This is a genomic window from Candidatus Poriferisodalis sp. (genome assembly GCF_965208895.1).
In the GTDB taxonomy this organism is placed as follows: Bacteria; Actinomycetota; Acidimicrobiia; order Acidimicrobiales; family Poriferisodalaceae; genus Poriferisodalis.
On sequence record NZ_OZ242363.1, the window covers coordinates 2,912,920 to 2,928,608 of the forward strand.

25 protein-coding genes and 1 pseudogene are annotated in these 15,689 nt (G+C 66.4%); 25 read left to right on the forward strand and 1 reads right to left on the reverse strand.

Going from position 1 to position 15,689, the window contains the following annotated elements; genetic code table 11:
• Window positions 1-4: 4 nt before the first annotated feature.
• Window positions 5-1,135: a mandelate racemase/muconate lactonizing enzyme family protein gene (locus ACOGJB_RS13065; protein WP_419837540.1), complete on the forward strand. Its 1,131-nt coding sequence runs from the start codon at window positions 5-7 to the stop codon at window positions 1,133-1,135.
• Entirely contained in the window at window positions 1,132-1,590 is a 459-nt protein-coding gene (locus ACOGJB_RS13070; RefSeq protein ID WP_419837541.1) for a hypothetical protein, read from the forward strand. The genes ACOGJB_RS13065 and ACOGJB_RS13070 overlap by 4 nt, the downstream gene beginning before the upstream one ends.
• Before the next feature lie 433 nt (window positions 1,591-2,023).
• On the opposite strand, the gene ACOGJB_RS13075 is transcribed toward ACOGJB_RS13070, so the two are convergent.
• Entirely contained in the window at window positions 2,024-3,283 is a 1,260-nt protein-coding gene (locus tag ACOGJB_RS13075) for an ATP-binding protein (RefSeq protein WP_419837542.1), read from the reverse strand.
• A 267-nt stretch (window positions 3,284-3,550) separates the two neighbouring features.
• Between ACOGJB_RS13075 and ACOGJB_RS13080 the strand changes: the two genes are divergently transcribed.
• The 23 genes and pseudogenes from ACOGJB_RS13080 to ACOGJB_RS13190 all read left to right on the forward strand — a co-directional run bounded on the left by ACOGJB_RS13080 (window position 3,551) and on the right by ACOGJB_RS13190 (window position 15,670).
• Window positions 3,551-3,799 carry a DUF4143 domain-containing protein gene (locus ACOGJB_RS13080; protein ID WP_419840742.1) on the forward strand — a complete coding sequence of 83 codons (249 nt, stop codon included), beginning with the start codon at window positions 3,551-3,553 and terminating at the stop codon, window positions 3,797-3,799.
• Window positions 3,800-4,026: 227 nt separating this feature from the next.
• Window positions 4,027-4,701 carry a 50S ribosomal protein L3 gene (gene rplC, locus ACOGJB_RS13085; protein ID WP_419837543.1) on the forward strand — a complete coding sequence of 225 codons (675 nt, stop codon included), beginning with the start codon at window positions 4,027-4,029 and terminating at the stop codon, window positions 4,699-4,701.
• A gap of 10 nt (window positions 4,702-4,711) precedes the next feature.
• A complete protein-coding gene (gene rplD, locus ACOGJB_RS13090; protein WP_419837544.1) occupies window positions 4,712-5,437 on the forward strand; it encodes a 50S ribosomal protein L4 in 726 nt (241 codons plus the stop codon).
• On the forward strand, window positions 5,434-5,724 hold the full coding sequence (gene rplW, locus ACOGJB_RS13095; RefSeq protein ID WP_419837545.1) for a 50S ribosomal protein L23: 291 nt from the start codon (window positions 5,434-5,436) through the stop codon (window positions 5,722-5,724). Before rplD ends, rplW begins: the two co-directional genes overlap by 4 nt.
• 27 nt (window positions 5,725-5,751) lie before the next feature.
• On the forward strand, window positions 5,752-6,588 hold the full coding sequence (gene rplB, locus ACOGJB_RS13100; protein WP_419837546.1) for a 50S ribosomal protein L2: 837 nt from the start codon (window positions 5,752-5,754) through the stop codon (window positions 6,586-6,588).
• Window positions 6,589-6,592: 4 nt separating this feature from the next.
• Entirely contained in the window at window positions 6,593-6,874 is a 282-nt protein-coding gene (rpsS, locus tag ACOGJB_RS13105) for a 30S ribosomal protein S19 (RefSeq protein ID WP_419554743.1), read from the forward strand.
• A complete protein-coding gene (gene rplV, locus ACOGJB_RS13110; RefSeq protein ID WP_419837547.1) occupies window positions 6,871-7,539 on the forward strand; it encodes a 50S ribosomal protein L22 in 669 nt (222 codons plus the stop codon). The genes rpsS and rplV overlap by 4 nt, the downstream gene beginning before the upstream one ends.
• Window positions 7,540-7,541: 2 nt before the next feature.
• Window positions 7,542-8,429, forward strand: a complete 888-nt coding sequence (rpsC, locus tag ACOGJB_RS13115; protein ID WP_419837548.1) for a 30S ribosomal protein S3 — start codon at window positions 7,542-7,544, stop codon at window positions 8,427-8,429.
• Window positions 8,429-8,845 (forward strand): 50S ribosomal protein L16, encoded by a 417-nt coding sequence (rplP, locus tag ACOGJB_RS13120; protein WP_419837549.1) that lies wholly within the window; start codon window positions 8,429-8,431, stop codon window positions 8,843-8,845. The genes rpsC and rplP overlap by 1 nt, the downstream gene beginning before the upstream one ends.
• Window positions 8,845-9,087 (forward strand): annotated as a pseudogene (rpmC, locus tag ACOGJB_RS13125) (50S ribosomal protein L29); the annotation flags it as partial. The gene rplP and the pseudogene rpmC, both read left to right, overlap by 1 nt.
• Window positions 9,088-9,197: 110 nt before the next feature.
• The gene (gene rpsQ / locus ACOGJB_RS13130; protein WP_419837550.1) at window positions 9,198-9,485 is read left to right on the forward strand and encodes a 30S ribosomal protein S17; all 288 of its coding nucleotides are present in this window, start codon (window positions 9,198-9,200) and stop codon (window positions 9,483-9,485) included.
• A 4-nt stretch (window positions 9,486-9,489) separates the two neighbouring features.
• Window positions 9,490-9,858 carry a 50S ribosomal protein L14 gene (gene rplN, locus ACOGJB_RS13135; RefSeq protein ID WP_419837551.1) on the forward strand — a complete coding sequence of 123 codons (369 nt, stop codon included), beginning with the start codon at window positions 9,490-9,492 and terminating at the stop codon, window positions 9,856-9,858.
• 13 nt (window positions 9,859-9,871) lie between these two features.
• Window positions 9,872-10,210 carry a 50S ribosomal protein L24 gene (gene rplX, locus ACOGJB_RS13140; RefSeq protein ID WP_419837552.1) on the forward strand — a complete coding sequence of 113 codons (339 nt, stop codon included), beginning with the start codon at window positions 9,872-9,874 and terminating at the stop codon, window positions 10,208-10,210.
• The gene (gene rplE, locus ACOGJB_RS13145; protein ID WP_419837553.1) at window positions 10,207-10,806 is read left to right on the forward strand and encodes a 50S ribosomal protein L5; all 600 of its coding nucleotides are present in this window, start codon (window positions 10,207-10,209) and stop codon (window positions 10,804-10,806) included. Before rplX ends, rplE begins: the two co-directional genes overlap by 4 nt.
• 28 nt (window positions 10,807-10,834) lie before the next feature.
• Window positions 10,835-11,020, forward strand: a complete 186-nt coding sequence (locus ACOGJB_RS13150; RefSeq protein ID WP_419554737.1) for a type Z 30S ribosomal protein S14 — start codon at window positions 10,835-10,837, stop codon at window positions 11,018-11,020.
• 13 nt (window positions 11,021-11,033) lie between these two features.
• Complete coding sequence (rpsH, locus tag ACOGJB_RS13155; protein ID WP_419837554.1) at window positions 11,034-11,435, forward strand: 30S ribosomal protein S8; 402 nt, start codon at window positions 11,034-11,036, stop codon at window positions 11,433-11,435.
• Between the two features lie 9 nt (window positions 11,436-11,444).
• Window positions 11,445-12,014, forward strand: a complete 570-nt coding sequence (rplF, locus tag ACOGJB_RS13160) for a 50S ribosomal protein L6 (protein ID WP_419837555.1) — start codon at window positions 11,445-11,447, stop codon at window positions 12,012-12,014.
• Window positions 12,011-12,364: a 50S ribosomal protein L18 gene (gene rplR, locus ACOGJB_RS13165; protein ID WP_419837556.1), complete on the forward strand. Its 354-nt coding sequence runs from the start codon at window positions 12,011-12,013 to the stop codon at window positions 12,362-12,364. The genes rplF and rplR overlap by 4 nt, the downstream gene beginning before the upstream one ends.
• Window positions 12,365-12,374: 10 nt before the next feature.
• Window positions 12,375-13,073, forward strand: coding sequence for a 30S ribosomal protein S5 (gene rpsE / locus ACOGJB_RS13170; RefSeq protein WP_419837557.1), 699 nt, complete (start codon window positions 12,375-12,377; stop codon window positions 13,071-13,073).
• Window positions 13,070-13,297, forward strand: a complete 228-nt coding sequence (gene rpmD, locus ACOGJB_RS13175) for a 50S ribosomal protein L30 (RefSeq protein ID WP_419837558.1) — start codon at window positions 13,070-13,072, stop codon at window positions 13,295-13,297. Before rpsE ends, rpmD begins: the two co-directional genes overlap by 4 nt.
• Complete coding sequence (gene rplO, locus ACOGJB_RS13180) at window positions 13,281-13,772, forward strand: 50S ribosomal protein L15 (protein WP_419837559.1); 492 nt, start codon at window positions 13,281-13,283, stop codon at window positions 13,770-13,772. Before rpmD ends, rplO begins: the two co-directional genes overlap by 17 nt.
• A gap of 9 nt (window positions 13,773-13,781) precedes the next feature.
• Window positions 13,782-15,110 carry a preprotein translocase subunit SecY gene (gene secY, locus ACOGJB_RS13185; protein ID WP_419837560.1) on the forward strand — a complete coding sequence of 443 codons (1,329 nt, stop codon included), beginning with the start codon at window positions 13,782-13,784 and terminating at the stop codon, window positions 15,108-15,110.
• Window positions 15,110-15,670, forward strand: a complete 561-nt coding sequence (locus ACOGJB_RS13190) for an adenylate kinase (RefSeq protein WP_419837561.1) — start codon at window positions 15,110-15,112, stop codon at window positions 15,668-15,670. The genes secY and ACOGJB_RS13190 overlap by 1 nt, the downstream gene beginning before the upstream one ends.
• Window positions 15,671-15,689: the final 19 nt, after the last annotated feature.

Genomic DNA, 15,689 nt, shown 5'->3' on the forward strand with positions numbered 1-15,689 from the left:
GAGCATGCCGATCCGTCACCTGAAGACGTTCACCTTCCCCGTTCCGTTCAAGCGCGTGTTTCGACACGCTTCTGCCAGCCGGCGCCGGGCCGAGAACCTCATCGTGGCGGCACACGCCGACGACGGGACCATCGGCTACGGGGAAGGGTGCCCGCGCTCATACGTGACCGACGAGACGGTCCCGAGCTGCGCTGCGTTCGTCCATCAACACGCCGCGACGTTCTGTGCCGCCATCGGGAGCGTGGACGACCTGCGGGCCTGGATCGACGCTCATCGCGGCGCGATTGACGAGAACCCGGCCGCTTTCTGCGCCATGGAGACGGCGGCGCTGGATCTGCTGGGCAAGACGAACGGTTGCAACGTCGAACGATTGCTCGGCGTCGCGGCGGGTCCTCCCGACGTGGAGTACTCGGCAGTCTTGGGTGACATGCCGCTGCCGTTGTATCGCTGGCAGCTCCGCGGCTACCGATCACGGGGTTTCACCGACTTCAAGGTGAAGCTCTCGGGCTCGGCGCGGCGCGACCGCGCCAAGCTTGCGCCGTTCGTGTCGCGAGGTTCAGGACCCGGCACAGTCCGACTCGATGCGAACAACCTCTGGGAAACGCCCGAGCAGTGCGCAGAGCACTTGGAATCACTGGGCAGCGTCGCGTTCGCCATCGAGGAACCCCTGCAGGCGGGCGACATCGAGGGGTGCGTCGAGGTTGCGCGCGACTGCGGGCTCAAGATCATCGCGGACGAGAGCGTGCGGTTCGCCCGGCAGTTGCCGTCATTGCCGGAGCCATCGCGCTGGATCGTCAACGTTCGGGTGTCGAAAATGGGCGGCATCGTAAGGTCGATCGACACCGTGGACGCTGCGGCGCGAGCGGGCGTTGATGTGATCGTCGGATGCCAGGTTGGGGAGACAAGCCTGCTCACCCGGGCCGCGCTCGCCGTCATCGCGAGCAATCCGGGTGCTGTCGTTGCGGCTGAAGGTGCGTTCGGCACTCACCTGTTGGGGAGCGATCTCACCGATCGAACCATCATGTGGGGTCACGGCGGCGTGCTGTGCGGTCGCGACGTGTCCGATCGCAGTGGTGGCGGGTTGGGCCTGCGGCTCGATCCAGCAGCGGTGCTGGTGCCGCTGGAGCTCACATGAGTGACGCCCGTTTCGCTGCGGTGAGCTTGACGCTGGGCCTGGCCTTCTTGGCACGGGTCGCAGGTCAAGCCAGCCAGCGCTGGTGGGACGTCGGCTTCCTGCCGTCGCAGGACGCCTGGCAGGGCAGCAGCCTGCCGTTTCCCGCATTGTTCGCGGCCCAGGTCGTGATCTTGGCGATCATCGCGGTCGCAACACTGCGGATGCGAGCTGGCCGGAGCCTGTTCGGGCGGCGCTGGGTGCGGCCGGTCGCCTGGTTCGGAGTCCTCTACTTCGCCGTCATGGCGGCCCGCCTAGTGCTCGGCATCGGCGGCGACGCGGGAGCGTTCGGCGGCAACACCCTCCTGGCGGGAAAGTGGTTCACTGCCTACCTGCCGACGGTGTTTCACCTGGTCCTGGCAGGCGAAGTGATGCTGTTCGCGGCGTACCAGCGAGGTCACGTGCGAAGCAGTCTGTGAATCTGCCTCGGCCGAATTGCTCTCGCCGCGCGATGGTGAGCCCGCGTGGACCGGCGGTGGCTGCTCGACCCGTGGCTGTCGCGACGCAAAGAACAACGATTTGCGTCTCTCCGCAGCGATCGATGCCCGCAGACCCGCCTACTTGGACGCGCTCACAACGTTCGACAGCTACCTCGGCGGCCCCGACGACGACGAACGCTCAGTACTGTTCACAACGCTGTGGCAGCAAACTGACGACGGGCAAGCCCCAGACGCCGCAACTGCCCAACATGAGATCATCCCGAGAGTCGAACTGCGGGAACCAGCGCCCGCAGGGACATGCCCTCATATCGGCGTGCGTTCCCAAGTGAGATGCGTTCTGGTGTTCGGACACAACGGACCGCACAGATACGTCCGCTGAACTCGTTCACGAAACGAACCAGCGAGGCAGGGCTCAGAACTCCCAGAGCATCTTGACGGGCATTGCATACAGGTCGGGTGCGATCTGCTGGATGCGGTCGCCGTCGTGCAGGAGGATTCCGCTTGCGAAATTGTCGCCGACGGCATCTTTGAGACGTCTCAGTCCCTTGAAGTCCCGAGGGTGTGCCGTCGCCCGCGATTTGACTTCGATGCCGACAACGACACCCGGCGAGCGTTCGAGCACGAAGTCGACTTCGACGCCGCTCTTGTCGCGGTAGTGGCTGATGGTCGTCATGTCACTGCTGAGCGCAGAGGCCTTGACAAGCTCTGTGTAGGCGAAGCATTCGAGCAGGGGACCGAGACGTCGACGATCGTCGGCGATACCAGCCGCGTCTACGCCTCGCAGTGCAGCGAGCAGGCCGGAGTCGAGGAACTGGAGCTTGGGTGCTTTCACCAGGCGCTTCAGGTCGCTGCGATGCCATGCGTGCACCCGGCGAATGAGGAACATGTGCTCCAGCAGGACGAGCCAGCGGTCCACGGTCTTGCCGTCCACGCCCAGACGTGTCCCGAATCCGGACATGTTGAGCAGTCCGCCGGCTGCGGCGGCCGCATGATCGATCAAGCGGGGCAATGCGCCGCGTTTGGAGACTCGCGCTATTTCTCGGACATCGTGTTCGGCGATCATGCGCGCGTAGTTGCGCAGCCATGATCGGTGCCGTGCAGGAGCGGAGCGCGACAGCGCTTCGGGGAAGCCGCCGCGCACGACTCGCTCGGCTAGGCCATCGGTGCGTCCGGCGATTTCGAGCGCCGCGAAGTCGCCCGCGAACGCACGGTCGACGAACGAGGGGGGCTGCATGCCGACGATCTCAGCTTGGGAGAACGGCAGGAGCTCGACGGTCTCGACGCGCCCGGCGAGAGAATCCGGCGACAGCGACCCTGTGAACAGCTCGACTGAACCGGTGATGAGGAATCGTCCAGGGCGAGGGTCCTCGTCGACGATCCGCTTCAACGCCAGGATCAGGTCTGGGGCGCGCTGGGTCTCGTCGATCACCGCTCGCTTCAAGCCGCGGGTGAATCCTGTCGGATCATCTTGGGCGAACCGTCTCGACTGCTCGTCGTCGAGGGTGATGAACTGCCGGTCGTCGTTGTCGGCGATCCGGCGAGCGAGCGTTGTCTTGCCCGATTGGCGCGGCCCGACAATGGCGACAATGCGAGTGTCGACCATGGCTGAGCGGACGCGGGCCTCGGCGTGCCGGGCGATGAGTGCTTCGCGCTTCGCAGTCTGGTTCGGCATGAAGTTCCGTCCGATTCGGAATGTGTGTCTGGCTAATTCGGAATGTGTATGCGGCCAATTCGGAATCTATCGGCAGCCCACGGCCAATTGACCACGCACAGGTGAGAGGGTCAGTGGATCGTCACCCAGAGATCATCGGAGAAGCGGCTGGGCACTCGTCTGAGAGTGTTCGATCCGCAGGGCAGATCGGCTCGTTCGCATCGGCGGACAATTCGATGATCGACGTCTACATCAGCAAGGAAGTCGAGCACGACCAGGACGACGGCGATCCGGTCGCCGTTCGGCTTCGTTTTCGAATCGCTGGTGGTGCGCGACCTGCGCACCGATGCACAAGCCAACGATGCCGTGGCGGCGCACTATCGCGATGGCGACAGGCTTGAGGCTGACGCCGCTGCGGAAACAAGTGACGGCCGCTGGATCGCAGTTGAGGGCGTGGCGCCGTCTCCGCAACTGCGCTCGCCCCCTGACCTCGTCGGCGCGCAGTTGGGGCTTTCACGGCGGATCGGTAGCATCTGACGTTCGCGGCGCGGGGTCCCCTGCGTCGAACCGACGTCCGGCAAGGCCGGGTGCCCAAAGCCAGAACGCGGCGGGCATGCGGAACCAGTCGGCACAACCTCCAAACCGCTCCGCCGGCAGTGCCGTGCGGAGCGTTCGCATGGTCGGCCGCTCTGCGGGCGATCGGCAACGAAGTCGGCCGCTGTGCGGGCGACCATCAATCCGGTGAAGGCCCGAGAGAGACGCCCATGTTGAACAAGGCGCTTGTCGCCACCAAGGTCGGCATGACACAGCTCTGGGACGACGACAATCAGGTCGTCCCGGTCACGGTGCTGCGCGTCGATGATTGTCGGGTCACCCGCGTTCGCACCACCGAACAAGACGGTTACACCGCGGTCCAGGTCACCTATGGCCACCGCGAGGCCCGCAAGCTCAACAAGCCCACCGTCGGCCACTACGAGCGTGCCGGGGTCGATCCCGGCGTACGACTCGTAGAGCTGCGGCTCGATGATGTGAGTGAAGTACCGGTCGGCACCGAATTGGGTGCCGACCTTTTCAGTCCTGGAGAGCTCGTCGACGTGACGGCGACCTCCAAGGGCAAGGGCTTCGCAGGCACGATGAAGCGGCACAACTTCTCAGGCCAGCGCGCCAGCCACGGTGCGCACCGGGTCCACCGGGCGCCCGGCGCGATTGGTGCCTGCGCCACGCCTTCACGGGTGTTCAAGGGCACCCGCATGGCCGGGCGCATGGGTGGCGAGAAGGTCACCACGTTGAACCTCGTGGTCGTCGAGGCCGACGCTGAACGCGGCCTGCTGCTCGTGCGCGGCTCAGTCCCCGGACCCAAGGGCGGCACGGTCATCGTGCGCAACGCGATCAAAGCACCGGCAGGCGCGTCGGCAAGCACAGCGCCGGCCGAGGTCTGAGGGGCTTTCGATGACGCTCACGCTTGACGTCCGCACCCCCGACGGCAGCACTGTCGGCTCGGTGGAGCTCGACGAGGCCATCTTCGGCATCGAGCCGAACATGGCCGCGTTGCATCAGGCCGTCACCGCTCAGCTTGCTGCCCGCCGCAGCGGCTCCCACAGCACCCTCACCCGCTCTGAGGTACGCGGCGGCGGCGCCAAGCCGTGGCGGCAGAAAGGCACCGGTCGGGCCCGTCAAGGCTCGATCCGTTCGCCGCAATGGGCTGGCGGTGGTGTGGCGCACGGCCCCAAGCCCCGCGACTACCGCCAGAAGGTGAACCGCAAGACCGTGCGGCTGGCACTTCGCTCTGCACTCAGCGACCGGGCTCGCAGCGAACGCGTCGTGGTCATCGACGAGTGGAACTTTGCTCAGCCCCGCACGAAGGACGCCATTGCCGTTCTGGAGAACCTGTCCCTTTCCGGACAGGTTCTTCTCGTTCTCGACGACAGTGCGTCTGATCAGGCGGCCCACCGCAGTTTTCGCAACCTGCCCGATGTGCGCTCCCTGCGCTATTCGGAGCTGAACGCCTACGACATCCTGCGCTCGGACTGGCTGGTGTTCACCCGCGACACCCTGCCCGCGAGCGATCCGCCCGCAGGCAATAGCCCGACTGCCGGTGAGGGCACCGAAGCCGCCGCAACGCCGAGCGCCCAGCCCGAGACCGCAGGGCCGCCGAACGAGGGGGACGACCAGTGAAGGACCCCCGTGATGTGCTGATCGCCCCCGTCATCTCGGAGAAGTCGTACGACTTCCTCGAAGAGGGCATCTACGTGTTCCGCGTTCACCCCTCTGCGAGCAAGCCGGAGATCCGCCAAGCGGTCGAAGAGATCTTCGATGTCAAGGTCACCAAGGTCAACACGCTGAACCGCAAAGGCAAGGTCCGCCGGAACCGTCGCAACAACACCATGGGCAAGCGGCCGGACACCAAGCGGGCCATCGTCACCCTCGCCGAGGGCGACTCGATCCAGATCTTCAATTCCTGAGCAGGCAGAGAAGCGAAACAGGGCGTTATGGGCATTCGAGTACGCAAGCCGACAAGTCCGGGACGAAGGTTCCAGACGGTCTCGGATTTTGCCGACATCACCGCGACCAAGCCCGAGCGCTCGCTCATTGCCAAGCAGCACTCCACCGGCGGCCGCAACAACGACGGCCGCAAGACCTCCCGCCACCGCGGCGGCGGTCACAAGCAGCGATACCGGGTCGTCGACTTTCGGCGCGCCAAAGACGGAGTGCCCGCCACGGTCGCCACCATCGAGTACGACCCGAACCGCAACGCACGCATCGCGCTGCTCCACTATCACGACGGCGAGAAGCGCTACATCTTGGCGGCCGCAGGGCTGGAGGTCGGCGACAAGCTGGCCAACGGTCCACAAGCAGAAGTACGGGTCGGCAATGCGATGCCGCTGCGGTACGTGCCGGTCGGCACCACCGTGCACAACGTGGAGCTCAAGCCTGGCGGCGGTGGCCGCCTGGCTCGCTCGGCAGGTTCCAGTGTGCAGCTCGTGGCCAAGGAAGGCGCATACGCCACCTTGCGCCTGCCCTCGACCGAGATGCGCCGGGTGCCGATCGACTGCCGGGCAACCATCGGCTCGGTGGGCAACGCCGAGGCCGACCTCGTCAAGATCGGCAAGGCCGGCCGGAACCGTTACAAGGGCGTCCGCCCACAGACCCGCGGCGTGGCCATGAACCCTGTCGACCACCCCTTGGGCGGCGGCGAAGGCAAGTCGTCGGGCGGCCGCCACCCGGTGTCTCCGTGGGGCAAGCCCGAAGGCCGCACGCGCTCGAAGAACAGCAAGTCCAACGACCTCATCGTGCGCCGTCGCCGGACGCGCGGGTCTCGGAGGTAGAGCGATGCCGCGCAGTCTCAAGAAGGGCCCTTTCGTTGACGACCACCTGCTCTCCAAGGTGGACGCACTCAATGAGAGCGGCGAGCGCAAGGTCATCAAGACATGGAGCAGGCGCTCCACGATCATCCCCGAGATGATCGGCCACACCATTGCCGTCCATGACGGGCGCAAGCACTTGCCCGTCTACGTCACCGAGTCGATGGTGGGTCACAAGCTGGGCGAGTTCGCGCCGACGCGAACGTTCAAGTTCCACGCCGGCCAGGAACGAGGGGGCCGGCGACGATGAGCGGGCTGATCGATCTCGACGTCATCGCCGGCGCGAAGGCGACGCACCGCTACGCCCGCCTGTCTGCCTCGAAGGCGAGGGTGGTGCTCAACCTGGTCCGTGACGAGGACTTGGCTCTTGCTCGGGACCGCCTGCGCTTTTGTGAGCGGGGCGCCGCTGAGGTGGTGTCCAAGGTGCTCGAGAGCGCAGTGGCCAATGCCACCAACAACGAGCAGCTCGATGCCGACGAGCTCTATGTGGCCGAATGCTGGGCCGACGAGGGCCCGGTGCTCAAGCGCTGGCGTCCGAGGGCACGCGGCCGTGCGACCCGCATCTTCAAGCAGACCTGCCACATCACGGTGATCGTGGCGCAGCTCAGCCCCGAGGAACTCGAGATGCGCGAGGCCCGCCTGGCTGCTTCGGGTTCGCAGACTGCCGCCGCTGCCCGTGCCGCTCGCGTCGCCGCCAGCCGCGCCGGCACTGGCGCCGATGACGAGATGGATGTCGACGAAACAGCCGCAGGTGAGGCGCCGGACGAGACAGACCCCGCAGTGGTCGACGAGGGGGTCGACTCCGAGGTCGCCGCAGTTGCCGACGACGAAGTCGAAGCAGCCGACGCAACCGCCGCAGCGCAAGACCCCGAAGCTGCCGACCCCGACGCTGCCGAACCAGAGGAACGGAACTGATCATGGGTCAGAAGGTCAACCCGTACGGTTTCCGCCTGGGAATCACCACCGACTGGAAGTCCCGTTGGTACGCCGACAAGGAATATCAGGACTACCTCATCGAGGATTGGAAGATCCGCGACTTCCTGCGCACGGAGCTGCCCCATGCCGCGATCAGCCGCATCGAGGTGGAGCGAACCCGCGACCGTCTGCGGGTCGACGTGCACACGGCCAGGCCCGGCATTGTCATCGGCCGCCGGGGGAGCGAGGCCGACCGCCTCCGCACGAGACTCGGCAAGATCTCCGGGAACCCCAAGGTCCAGCTGAACATCCAGGAGATCAAGCAGCCCGAGCTCGAGGCCGCCCTGATCGCCCAGGGAGTGGCCGATCAGCTTGCTGGCCGGGTCGCCTTCCGGCGTGCCATGAAGCGGGCTGTCCAGAACGCCCAGAAGGCGGGTGCGCTCGGCATCCGGGTGCAGTGCTCAGGCCGTCTCGGCGGTTCGGAGATGGCCCGCACCGAGTGGTACCGCGAGGGTCGCGTGCCGCTGCACACGCTGCGCGCCGACATCGACTATGGCTTCCGTGAGGCCCGCACGACAGCGGGCCGCATCGGCGTGAAGGTGTGGCTCTACAAGGGCGACATCCTCCCCTACAAGGTCTCCTCCGACGATCGAATCCACCGCGAGGCGGCCATGGCCACGGGCCAGACGTCGGGCGACGGCGCGCCCCCCGGAGGCGTTGTGTCCTCGGCCGGCCGCAAAGGCGATGGCGAGGATGCGCCCGAAGAACCCGTCCCGCTGCTGCGCGAGGCCGATCCGGAATTCGAGCGCCTGCTCGAAGAGGAAGAGCAGATCGAACGGGCGACTCGCGATCAGTCCCAGACTCCCAACTTCAGGCCGGGAGACGACTGATGCTGATGCCCCGCAAGGTGAAGCACCGCAAGGCGCATCGCGGTCGCATGAAGGGTCGCACGAAGGGCGGCACGGTCGTGCACTTTGGTGACTACGGCATCCAGGCGCTCGAGCCCGGGTGGATCACGGCCCGCCAGATCGAGGCTGCCCGTATTGCCATGACCCGTCACGTCAAGCGTGGCGGCAAGGTTTGGATCAACATCTTCCCCGACAAGCCGGTCACCGCGAAGCCTGCGGAGACCCGCATGGGCTCGGGCAAGGGCAATCCTGAGAAGTGGGTGGCCGTGGTGAAGCCCGGTCGGGTGATGTTCGAACTCGGCGGCGTGAACGCCGAGCTGGCTCGTGACGCTATGGAACGCGCCATTCAGAAGCTGCCCATTCGGGCGCGGGTGATCTCCCGAGAGGAGGCGATCTGATGGCGAAGGCCCTGACGCTGCGAACCCTGTCGGATGATCAGCTGCTCGACGAATTGGACAGCGCAAAGAAGGAGCTGTTCAACCTTCGCTTCTCGTTCGCGACTGGGCAACTCGACAACTCTGCACAGGTGTCTGCCACCAAGCGGGATATCGCCCGCATTCATACCGTGCTGCGCGAGCGAGAAATTGCCGCTGCCGACCTGCAAGCCAGCCTGTCGAATGACTCAGTGCAGGGTTCAGCGGCCGCATCAGTTGGCGGCTCGCCAGGCTCGCGCGCTGTCCCGGCTGGTTCAACGAATGAGCCAGTGCAGGACTCGCCCGCGAACAGCGCCGCTGCGTCAGGAGATCAGTCATGAGCACCGAGACCGCCGAGCCTGCCGAGGCCGTCGAGCGCAACCGGCGCAAGGTACGTGAGGGGATCGTCACTTCCACCAAGATGGAGCGCACAGCGGTCGTCTCGGTGACCGAGCGCGTGCGCCATCCCCGCTACTTCAAGACCGTTCAGCGCACCAAGAAGCTGTACGTCCACGACCCCGAGGGCGACACCCGCCCGGGCGACCGGGTGCGCGTCATGGAGACCCGACCGATCTCGAAGACCAAGCGCTGGCGCTTGGTGGAGATCATCGAACGGGCGCGGTGACACCATGATTCAGCAGGAGTCCAGGCTCAAGGTCGCCGACAATTCCGGTGCACGCGAGGTGCTGTGCATCCGCGTGCTCGGAGGCACGGGCCGACGCTACGCCTCGATCGGCGACGTGTTCATCGCCACCGTCAAGGACGCCATCCCCGGCGCAGCCGTACGCAAGGGCGACGTGGTGCGCTGCGTGGTGGTGCGCACACGCAAGGAACGCCGGCGCCCCGACGGCAGCTACATCCGATTCGACGAGAACGCTGCGGTGCTCGTCGACGACAACCGCCAGCCGCGTGGTACCCGCATCTTCGGTCCCGTCGGCCGCGAGCTGCGCGACAAGCGCTTCATGCGCATCGTGTCGCTCGCACCCGAAGTTCTGTGATGGGGGTGACGTGATGGCACGCCAGAAGAACCAGCTGCCACGGCTGCGAGTCCGCAAGGGCGACACCGTGCGCGTGATGTCCGGCCCCGACAGGGGCAAGCAAGGCGAGGTCGTGTCGGTGGATCGGCCGCGGCGTCGGCTCACCGTCGAAGGCGTCAACGTGGGGCACAAGCACCAGCGACCCTCCCAGCAGAACCAGGAGGGCCAGATCATCGACTACCTCCTGCCGGTCGACGTGTCGAACGTGGCGGTGGTGTGCCCGCGTACCGGTCAGCCGGGTCGGGTCGGCTTCCGCTTCGAGGGCGGTCGCAAGGTGCGCTACCACCGGGTCTCCGGGGAGGAGCTGCCATGAGCGTCACCGAGGCCCAACCTGTGGGCACCAGCCGCATGCGGCCCGAACCGCGTATGAAGGTGCTGTACCGCGACACCATCAGGGCGCAGCTGCGAGACGAGCTCAAGCTCGCCAATGTCATGCAGGTACCCGCGCTCACGAAGATCAGCGTGAACATGGGCGTGGGCGCTGCGCTGACCAATCGGTCGCTGCTCGAAGGCGCCATCGACGACCTCAGCCGCATCTGCGGCCAGCGCCCGGCGGTGACGCGGGCAAAGCAGTCCATCGCGGGGTTCAAGCTGCGCGAGGGCAACGCGATCGGCGCCCGAGTCACGATGCGGCGGGATCGGATGTGGGAGTTCTACGACCGTCTCGTGTCGTTGGCCATTCCCCGCATCCGCGACTTCCGCGGCCTGTCGCCGCGCAGCTTCGACGGACACGGCAACTACACGTTCGGCATCACCGAACAGCTGGTCTTTCCAGAGATCGATTACGACAGCGTCAACCAGGTACGCGGCATGGACGTCACGCTCGTGACCTCAGCCGTCGACGACGAGGGCGGACGTGCCCTGCTGGTTGCGCTCGGCTTCCCATTCCGCCAATCCCCAACGGCATAGCGCCCGACTACTTCACAAGGGAGTACTGATGGCCAAGAAGGCACTCGTCAACAAACAGCAGCGCACTCCCAAGTTCAAGGTGCGCGCCTACACCCGCTGCCGCGTGTGCGGTCGGCCGCGGTCGGTGTACCGCAAGTTCGGGTTGTGTCGAGTGTGCCTCCGCAAGATGGTCCACGCCGGCGAGGTGCCCGGCGTGACCAAGGCCAGTTGGTGAGGGAGGTTCGCGCATGTCGATGACCGACCCCATAGCGGACATGCTCACTCGCATCCGCAACGCAAACATGGTGTTCAAGGACGAGGTGGCCATGCCGTCCTCGAACCAAAAGGAGCGCCTTGCGGCCATCCTCAAGCGTGAGGGTTATGTGAGCGACTATCAGGTGAACGATGCCACCGGTCCCGCCCGGACGCTCACCATCAGCCTGAAGTACACCGGCGACCGGGATCGCACGATCTCGGGGATGCAGCGCATCTCCAAGCCGGGTCTGCGGGTGTACACCAAGTCCGACAAAGTTCCCCGCGTACTCGGCGGCCTCGGTATTGCCGTGCTGTCGACGAGCCGGGGCTTGATGACCGATCGCGAGGCCCGCCGCAACCGCATGGGCGGCGAGATCCTCTGTTACGTCTGGTAGGAGGCGACGATGTCACGCGTGGGCAAGATGCCCATCTCGATTCCCGACGGGGTAACGGTCACGGCGGCGTCCGCCGCGGACGTGTCCGGCTCGGTGTCCGGCGATGTGGTGACCGTCACCGGTCCCGGAGGCGAGCTCACGCGAGCACTGGCCGCGGGCATCCGTGTCCGCCTCGGCGACCGGGAAGCCGTCGTCGAGCGAACCGACGACAGTCGCACGCAGCGATCGCTGCACGGGCTGAGCCGGGCGCTCGTGGCCAACATGGTTCAGGGCGTGTCGCAGGGCTTCTCCAAGGAATTGCAGATCGTCGGCGTGGGTTACCGCGCGGCAGCGAGAGGGCCATCGGCGCTGGAGCTGTCGTTGGGGTTCAGCCACACAGTGCCTGTCTCGGCACCCGACGGCATCAGCTTCGAGGTGCCAAGCCAGACGTCGATCATCGTGAAGGGCATCGACAAGCAGCTTGTCGGGCAGGTCGCGGCCAACATCCGTGCGCTGCGCAAGCCCGAGCCCTACAAGGGCAAGGGCATTCGCTACCTCGACGAGCGCGTGCTGCGCAAAGCAGGGAAGGCCGCAAAGTGAGTGCTCCCACGAAGGCGACCCGGCGAGATCGTCGCCGTCGCCGCGTTCGCAAGAAGGTGACGGGCACCGCGCAGCGCCCACGCCTTGCGGTCTTCCGGTCCAACCGGCATATCAGCGCACAGCTCATCGACGACGAGACAGGTCGCACGTTGGCCGCCGCGTCGTCGCGCGAGGCCGCGGTGGCGGGCGGCGGCAACATCGCGGCCGCCGCCGAGATCGGTCGGCTCATTGCCGAGCGGGCGAGCGCGGCGGGCATGACCACGGTCACCTTTGACCGGGGTGGCAACCGATACCACGGCCGCGTCGCGGCCCTTGCAGATGCTGCCCGCGCGGGCGGCCTGGAGTTCTGAGGGAGTACTCGTGACAGATGCACCAACCTCGCAGCCCCCCCCTGAGCGGGAGCGCGGCGCGAACGAGCGCGGGCGAGGCGGCAATGAGCGTGACCGCGGCGGCGGCCGTCGCCCGCGTGATCGTCAGTTCGACAACCCCCGCAACAGCGGCGACGACGGCCTGCGCGAGTCGCGGGTGATCGACATCAATCGCGTGGCCAAGGTGGTCAAGGGCGGGCGCCGGTTCTCCTTCTCCGCGCTCGTGGTGATCGGCGACGGCGCCGGGCGGGTCGGCTTGGGCTACGGCAAGGCCAAGGAAGTGCCACTGGCAATACAGAAGGGCACCGAGGAAGCCCGCAAGACCCTCTTCGACGTGCCGCTGGCCGGCACCACCATCATCCATCCGGTGCTGGGAGTCATGGGCGCCGGCAAGGTACTGCTGCAGCCGGCGGCGCCCGGCACGGGAGTCATCGCCGGCGGCGCGGCCAGGGCGATCCTCGAGGAGGCTGGCATCAGCGACGTGCTGGCCAAATCGCTCGGCTCGTCCAATCACATCAATGTCGCTCGCGCCACCATCGCTGGTCTCGCAGCGCTCAAGCGTCCCGACGAAGTGGCCAAGCTGCGCGGGCTGTCAGCTGAGGAGTGCATTCCCGCAGGCCTGCTGGAGGCCTACCGGGAAACAGAGCGCACGCGCAAGCTGAGCGCGAACGCAGCGGGGGCGCCGTCATGAACGCATCCGGCACCCCCCAGATCGTGGTGACTCAAGTACGGTCAGCCATCGGGGCCAAGCCCAAGGCTCGCGGCGCACTGCGCGCGCTGAGGCTCGGCAAGATCGGCCGCAGTCATACGCTGCCGGATCGACCTGAGATCCGCGGCATGCTGCGCAAGGTAAGTCATCTGATCACGGTCGAACATGTCACTGCCCAGGAGGTCGGCGATGCTGAGACTGCATGACCTGGCCCCGCCGCCAGGATCGAAGCGCAAGCGCAAGCGCGTAGCGCGCGGCACCAGCGGCAAGGGCGGCAAGACTGCAGGCCGCGGCACCAAGGGAACGCGCGCTCGTGGCACCGTGCCCATCTGGTACGAGGGCGGTCAGCTGCCGCTGCAGGTCCGCGTTCCCAAGCGCAAGGGCTTCAAGAACCCGTTCCGTGTCGAGTACCAGCCGATCAATCTCGACACCCTCGAAGCTTGCGGTCTCGACGAGATCACACCTGCCGAGCTGCGGGCCCGCGGCTTGGTCTCCAAGGGCGCCATGGTCAAGATCCTCGGGCGCGGCGAGATCAACCGGCCGGTCACGGTGAAAGCCCACGCGGTGTCAGTCTCGGCGCAGTCCGCCATCGAGAGCGCCGGTGGCAGCATCGAGATCCTGTCGCCCACCTTCGGCGGCCCGCGGCCACCCGCCCAGGGCAACCAGCACACCAATCGCTAGGGGCTCGTCGTGCTTGGCCACATGCGCAACATTTTCCTGATCGCAGACCTGCGCCGGAAGATCTTGTTCACGCTGTTCATCATTGCGGCGTACCGGCTGGGCTCCCAGGTGCCGGTGCCGGGCATCGATTTCGACGCCGTGGTGTCGCTGCGCGAGCAGGCCAGCTCGAGCGGCGGCGTGCTGGCGCTGCTGAACCTGTTCTCCGGTGGAGCGCTCACCCGGTTTGCGATCTTCGCGCTGGGGATCATGCCGTACATCACGGCCTCGATCATCATCCAGATCCTCACCGTGGCGATCCCGCGCTTCGAGCAGCTCCAGCAGCAGGGCGCGGTAGGGCAGCGGAAGCTGACTCAGTACACCCGCTACCTCACGTTGGGCATCGCCTTCGTGCAGGCCACGGGCATCACGTTCATCTTCGGCCGGGGTCAGGGCACTGCACTGGGAAACACCGCCGGTGTCATCGTCATCCCCGACTTCACCTTCAACCGGGTGGCACTGGTGATCCTGTCGCTGACCGCAGGCACGGCGCTGCTCATGTGGATGGGCGAGCTGATCAGCCAGCGCGGCGTCGGCAATGGCATGTCGCTGCTGATCTTTGCCTCGGTCGTGTCCACGATCCCCTTCGACGGGGCCCGCCTGCTGGCGGTGCAGGGCACGGTGTACCTGGCGGCCGCGATCATCGTGGCGACCGGCATGATGGTGGCGATCATCTTTATCGAGCAGGGCCAGCGGCGCATCCCGGTGCAGTTCTCCCGCCGGCAGGTAGGGCGTCGGCTCTACGGCGGGCAGAACACCTACATCCCGCTGAAGGTCAACCAGTCTGGCGTGATCCCGGTCATCTTCGCCAGTTCGATCCTGTTCCTGCCGGTGCTGCTGTCGAACGTGGCGAACTGGGGCTGGCTGCAAACCGCAGTCGATGAGTACCTCACCCAGCCCGACAACATCGCCTACATCCTGTTCTTCGGCGGGCTGATTGTCGGTTTCGCATACTTCTACACAGCCATCTCGTTCGATCCGGTGCGCCAAGCCGACAACATCCGCAAGCAGGGCGGCTTCATTCCCGGCATCCGGCCGGGTCCCCAGACCGAGCGGTACTTGGCCAGAGTGCTCAATCGCATCACGCTGCCCGGCGCAATGTTCATCGCAGCCGTGGCGCTGCTGCCCAGCGTGCTGCTGTCGCTGACGAGCGATCTTGATGCGCTCGGCAGCGGTGGTGCCGGCGCCGCAATCGGCTTCGGCGGCGTGTCGATCCTGATCGCCTCGGGCGTGGCGCTGGAGACCATGAAGCAGGTCGACAGCCAGCTGCTGATGCGCAACTACGAAGGATTCCTCGCCTGATGACAACGCGGCGACTGGTCATTCTGGGCAAGCAGGGCGCCGGCAAGGGCACCCAGTGCGAGCTCCTCGTCGAGCGCTACGGCGTGGCGCACATCTCGACGGGCGACGTGCTTCGAGCTGCGGTGGCCGCCGGTACCGAGCTTGGGCGCCAGGTGAAAGAAGTGATGGACGCGGGCGAGCTGGTCAGCGACGAGTTGATCCTGGGCATCGTGGCCCAGCGGCTTTCCGAGCCCGACACCGAGCCGGGCTTCTTGTGCGACGGGTTTCCGCGCACCGAGGCCCAGGCTGAGGGCCTGTTTGGGTTCCTCGCACCGCACACGGTTGAGCGAGCCATCGATCTCGATGTGCCTGACGAGGTGGTGACCCGCAGGATGCTGGAACGGGGCCGGGCCGATGACACGCCTGAAGCCATTGCCCGCCGGCTGGAGTTGTACGAAGCCGAGACGGCGCCGCTTCGCAAGCTGTTCGCCGATCGGGGCGTGCTGGTCACCGTGAACGGCCTCGGCACACCCGAACAGGTCCATGGCCGCATCGTGGCTGCCATTGAGGCGGCACCGTGAGCATCGTGGCCGCCATCGC

Bases quoted from the DNA above. Each gene is read 5' to 3' on its own strand.
- rpmD (WP_419837558.1), top strand. From the start codon at position 13,070: ATGAACGCATCCGGCACCCCCCAGATCGTGGTGACTCAAGTACGGTCA.
- rplV (WP_419837547.1), top strand. From the start codon at position 6,871: ATGAGCGGGCTGATCGATCTCGACGTCATCGCCGGCGCGAAGGCGACG.
- rpsC (WP_419837548.1), top strand. From the start codon at position 7,542: ATGGGTCAGAAGGTCAACCCGTACGGTTTCCGCCTGGGAATCACCACC.
- rplP (WP_419837549.1), top strand. From the start codon at position 8,429: ATGCTGATGCCCCGCAAGGTGAAGCACCGCAAGGCGCATCGCGGTCGC.
- ACOGJB_RS13075 (WP_419837542.1), bottom strand. From the start codon at position 3,283: ATGCCGAACCAGACTGCGAAGCGCGAAGCACTCATCGCCCGGCACGCC.
- ACOGJB_RS13065 (WP_419837540.1), top strand. From the start codon at position 5: ATGCCGATCCGTCACCTGAAGACGTTCACCTTCCCCGTTCCGTTCAAG.
- rplX (WP_419837552.1), top strand. From the start codon at position 9,872: ATGGCACGCCAGAAGAACCAGCTGCCACGGCTGCGAGTCCGCAAGGGC.
- ACOGJB_RS13150 (WP_419554737.1), top strand. From the start codon at position 10,835: ATGGCCAAGAAGGCACTCGTCAACAAACAGCAGCGCACTCCCAAGTTC.
- rplD (WP_419837544.1), top strand. From the start codon at position 4,712: ATGACGCTCACGCTTGACGTCCGCACCCCCGACGGCAGCACTGTCGGC.
- rplE (WP_419837553.1), top strand. From the start codon at position 10,207: ATGAGCGTCACCGAGGCCCAACCTGTGGGCACCAGCCGCATGCGGCCC.
- rplB (WP_419837546.1), top strand. From the start codon at position 5,752: ATGGGCATTCGAGTACGCAAGCCGACAAGTCCGGGACGAAGGTTCCAG.
- ACOGJB_RS13070 (WP_419837541.1), top strand. From the start codon at position 1,132: ATGAGTGACGCCCGTTTCGCTGCGGTGAGCTTGACGCTGGGCCTGGCC.
- rplC (WP_419837543.1), top strand. From the start codon at position 4,027: ATGTTGAACAAGGCGCTTGTCGCCACCAAGGTCGGCATGACACAGCTC.
- rpsS (WP_419554743.1), top strand. From the start codon at position 6,593: ATGCCGCGCAGTCTCAAGAAGGGCCCTTTCGTTGACGACCACCTGCTC.
- rpsH (WP_419837554.1), top strand. From the start codon at position 11,034: ATGTCGATGACCGACCCCATAGCGGACATGCTCACTCGCATCCGCAAC.
- rplF (WP_419837555.1), top strand. From the start codon at position 11,445: ATGTCACGCGTGGGCAAGATGCCCATCTCGATTCCCGACGGGGTAACG.
- rplO (WP_419837559.1), top strand. From the start codon at position 13,281: ATGCTGAGACTGCATGACCTGGCCCCGCCGCCAGGATCGAAGCGCAAG.
- rpsQ (WP_419837550.1), top strand. From the start codon at position 9,198: ATGAGCACCGAGACCGCCGAGCCTGCCGAGGCCGTCGAGCGCAACCGG.
- ACOGJB_RS13190 (WP_419837561.1), top strand. From the start codon at position 15,110: ATGACAACGCGGCGACTGGTCATTCTGGGCAAGCAGGGCGCCGGCAAG.
- rplN (WP_419837551.1), top strand. From the start codon at position 9,490: ATGATTCAGCAGGAGTCCAGGCTCAAGGTCGCCGACAATTCCGGTGCA.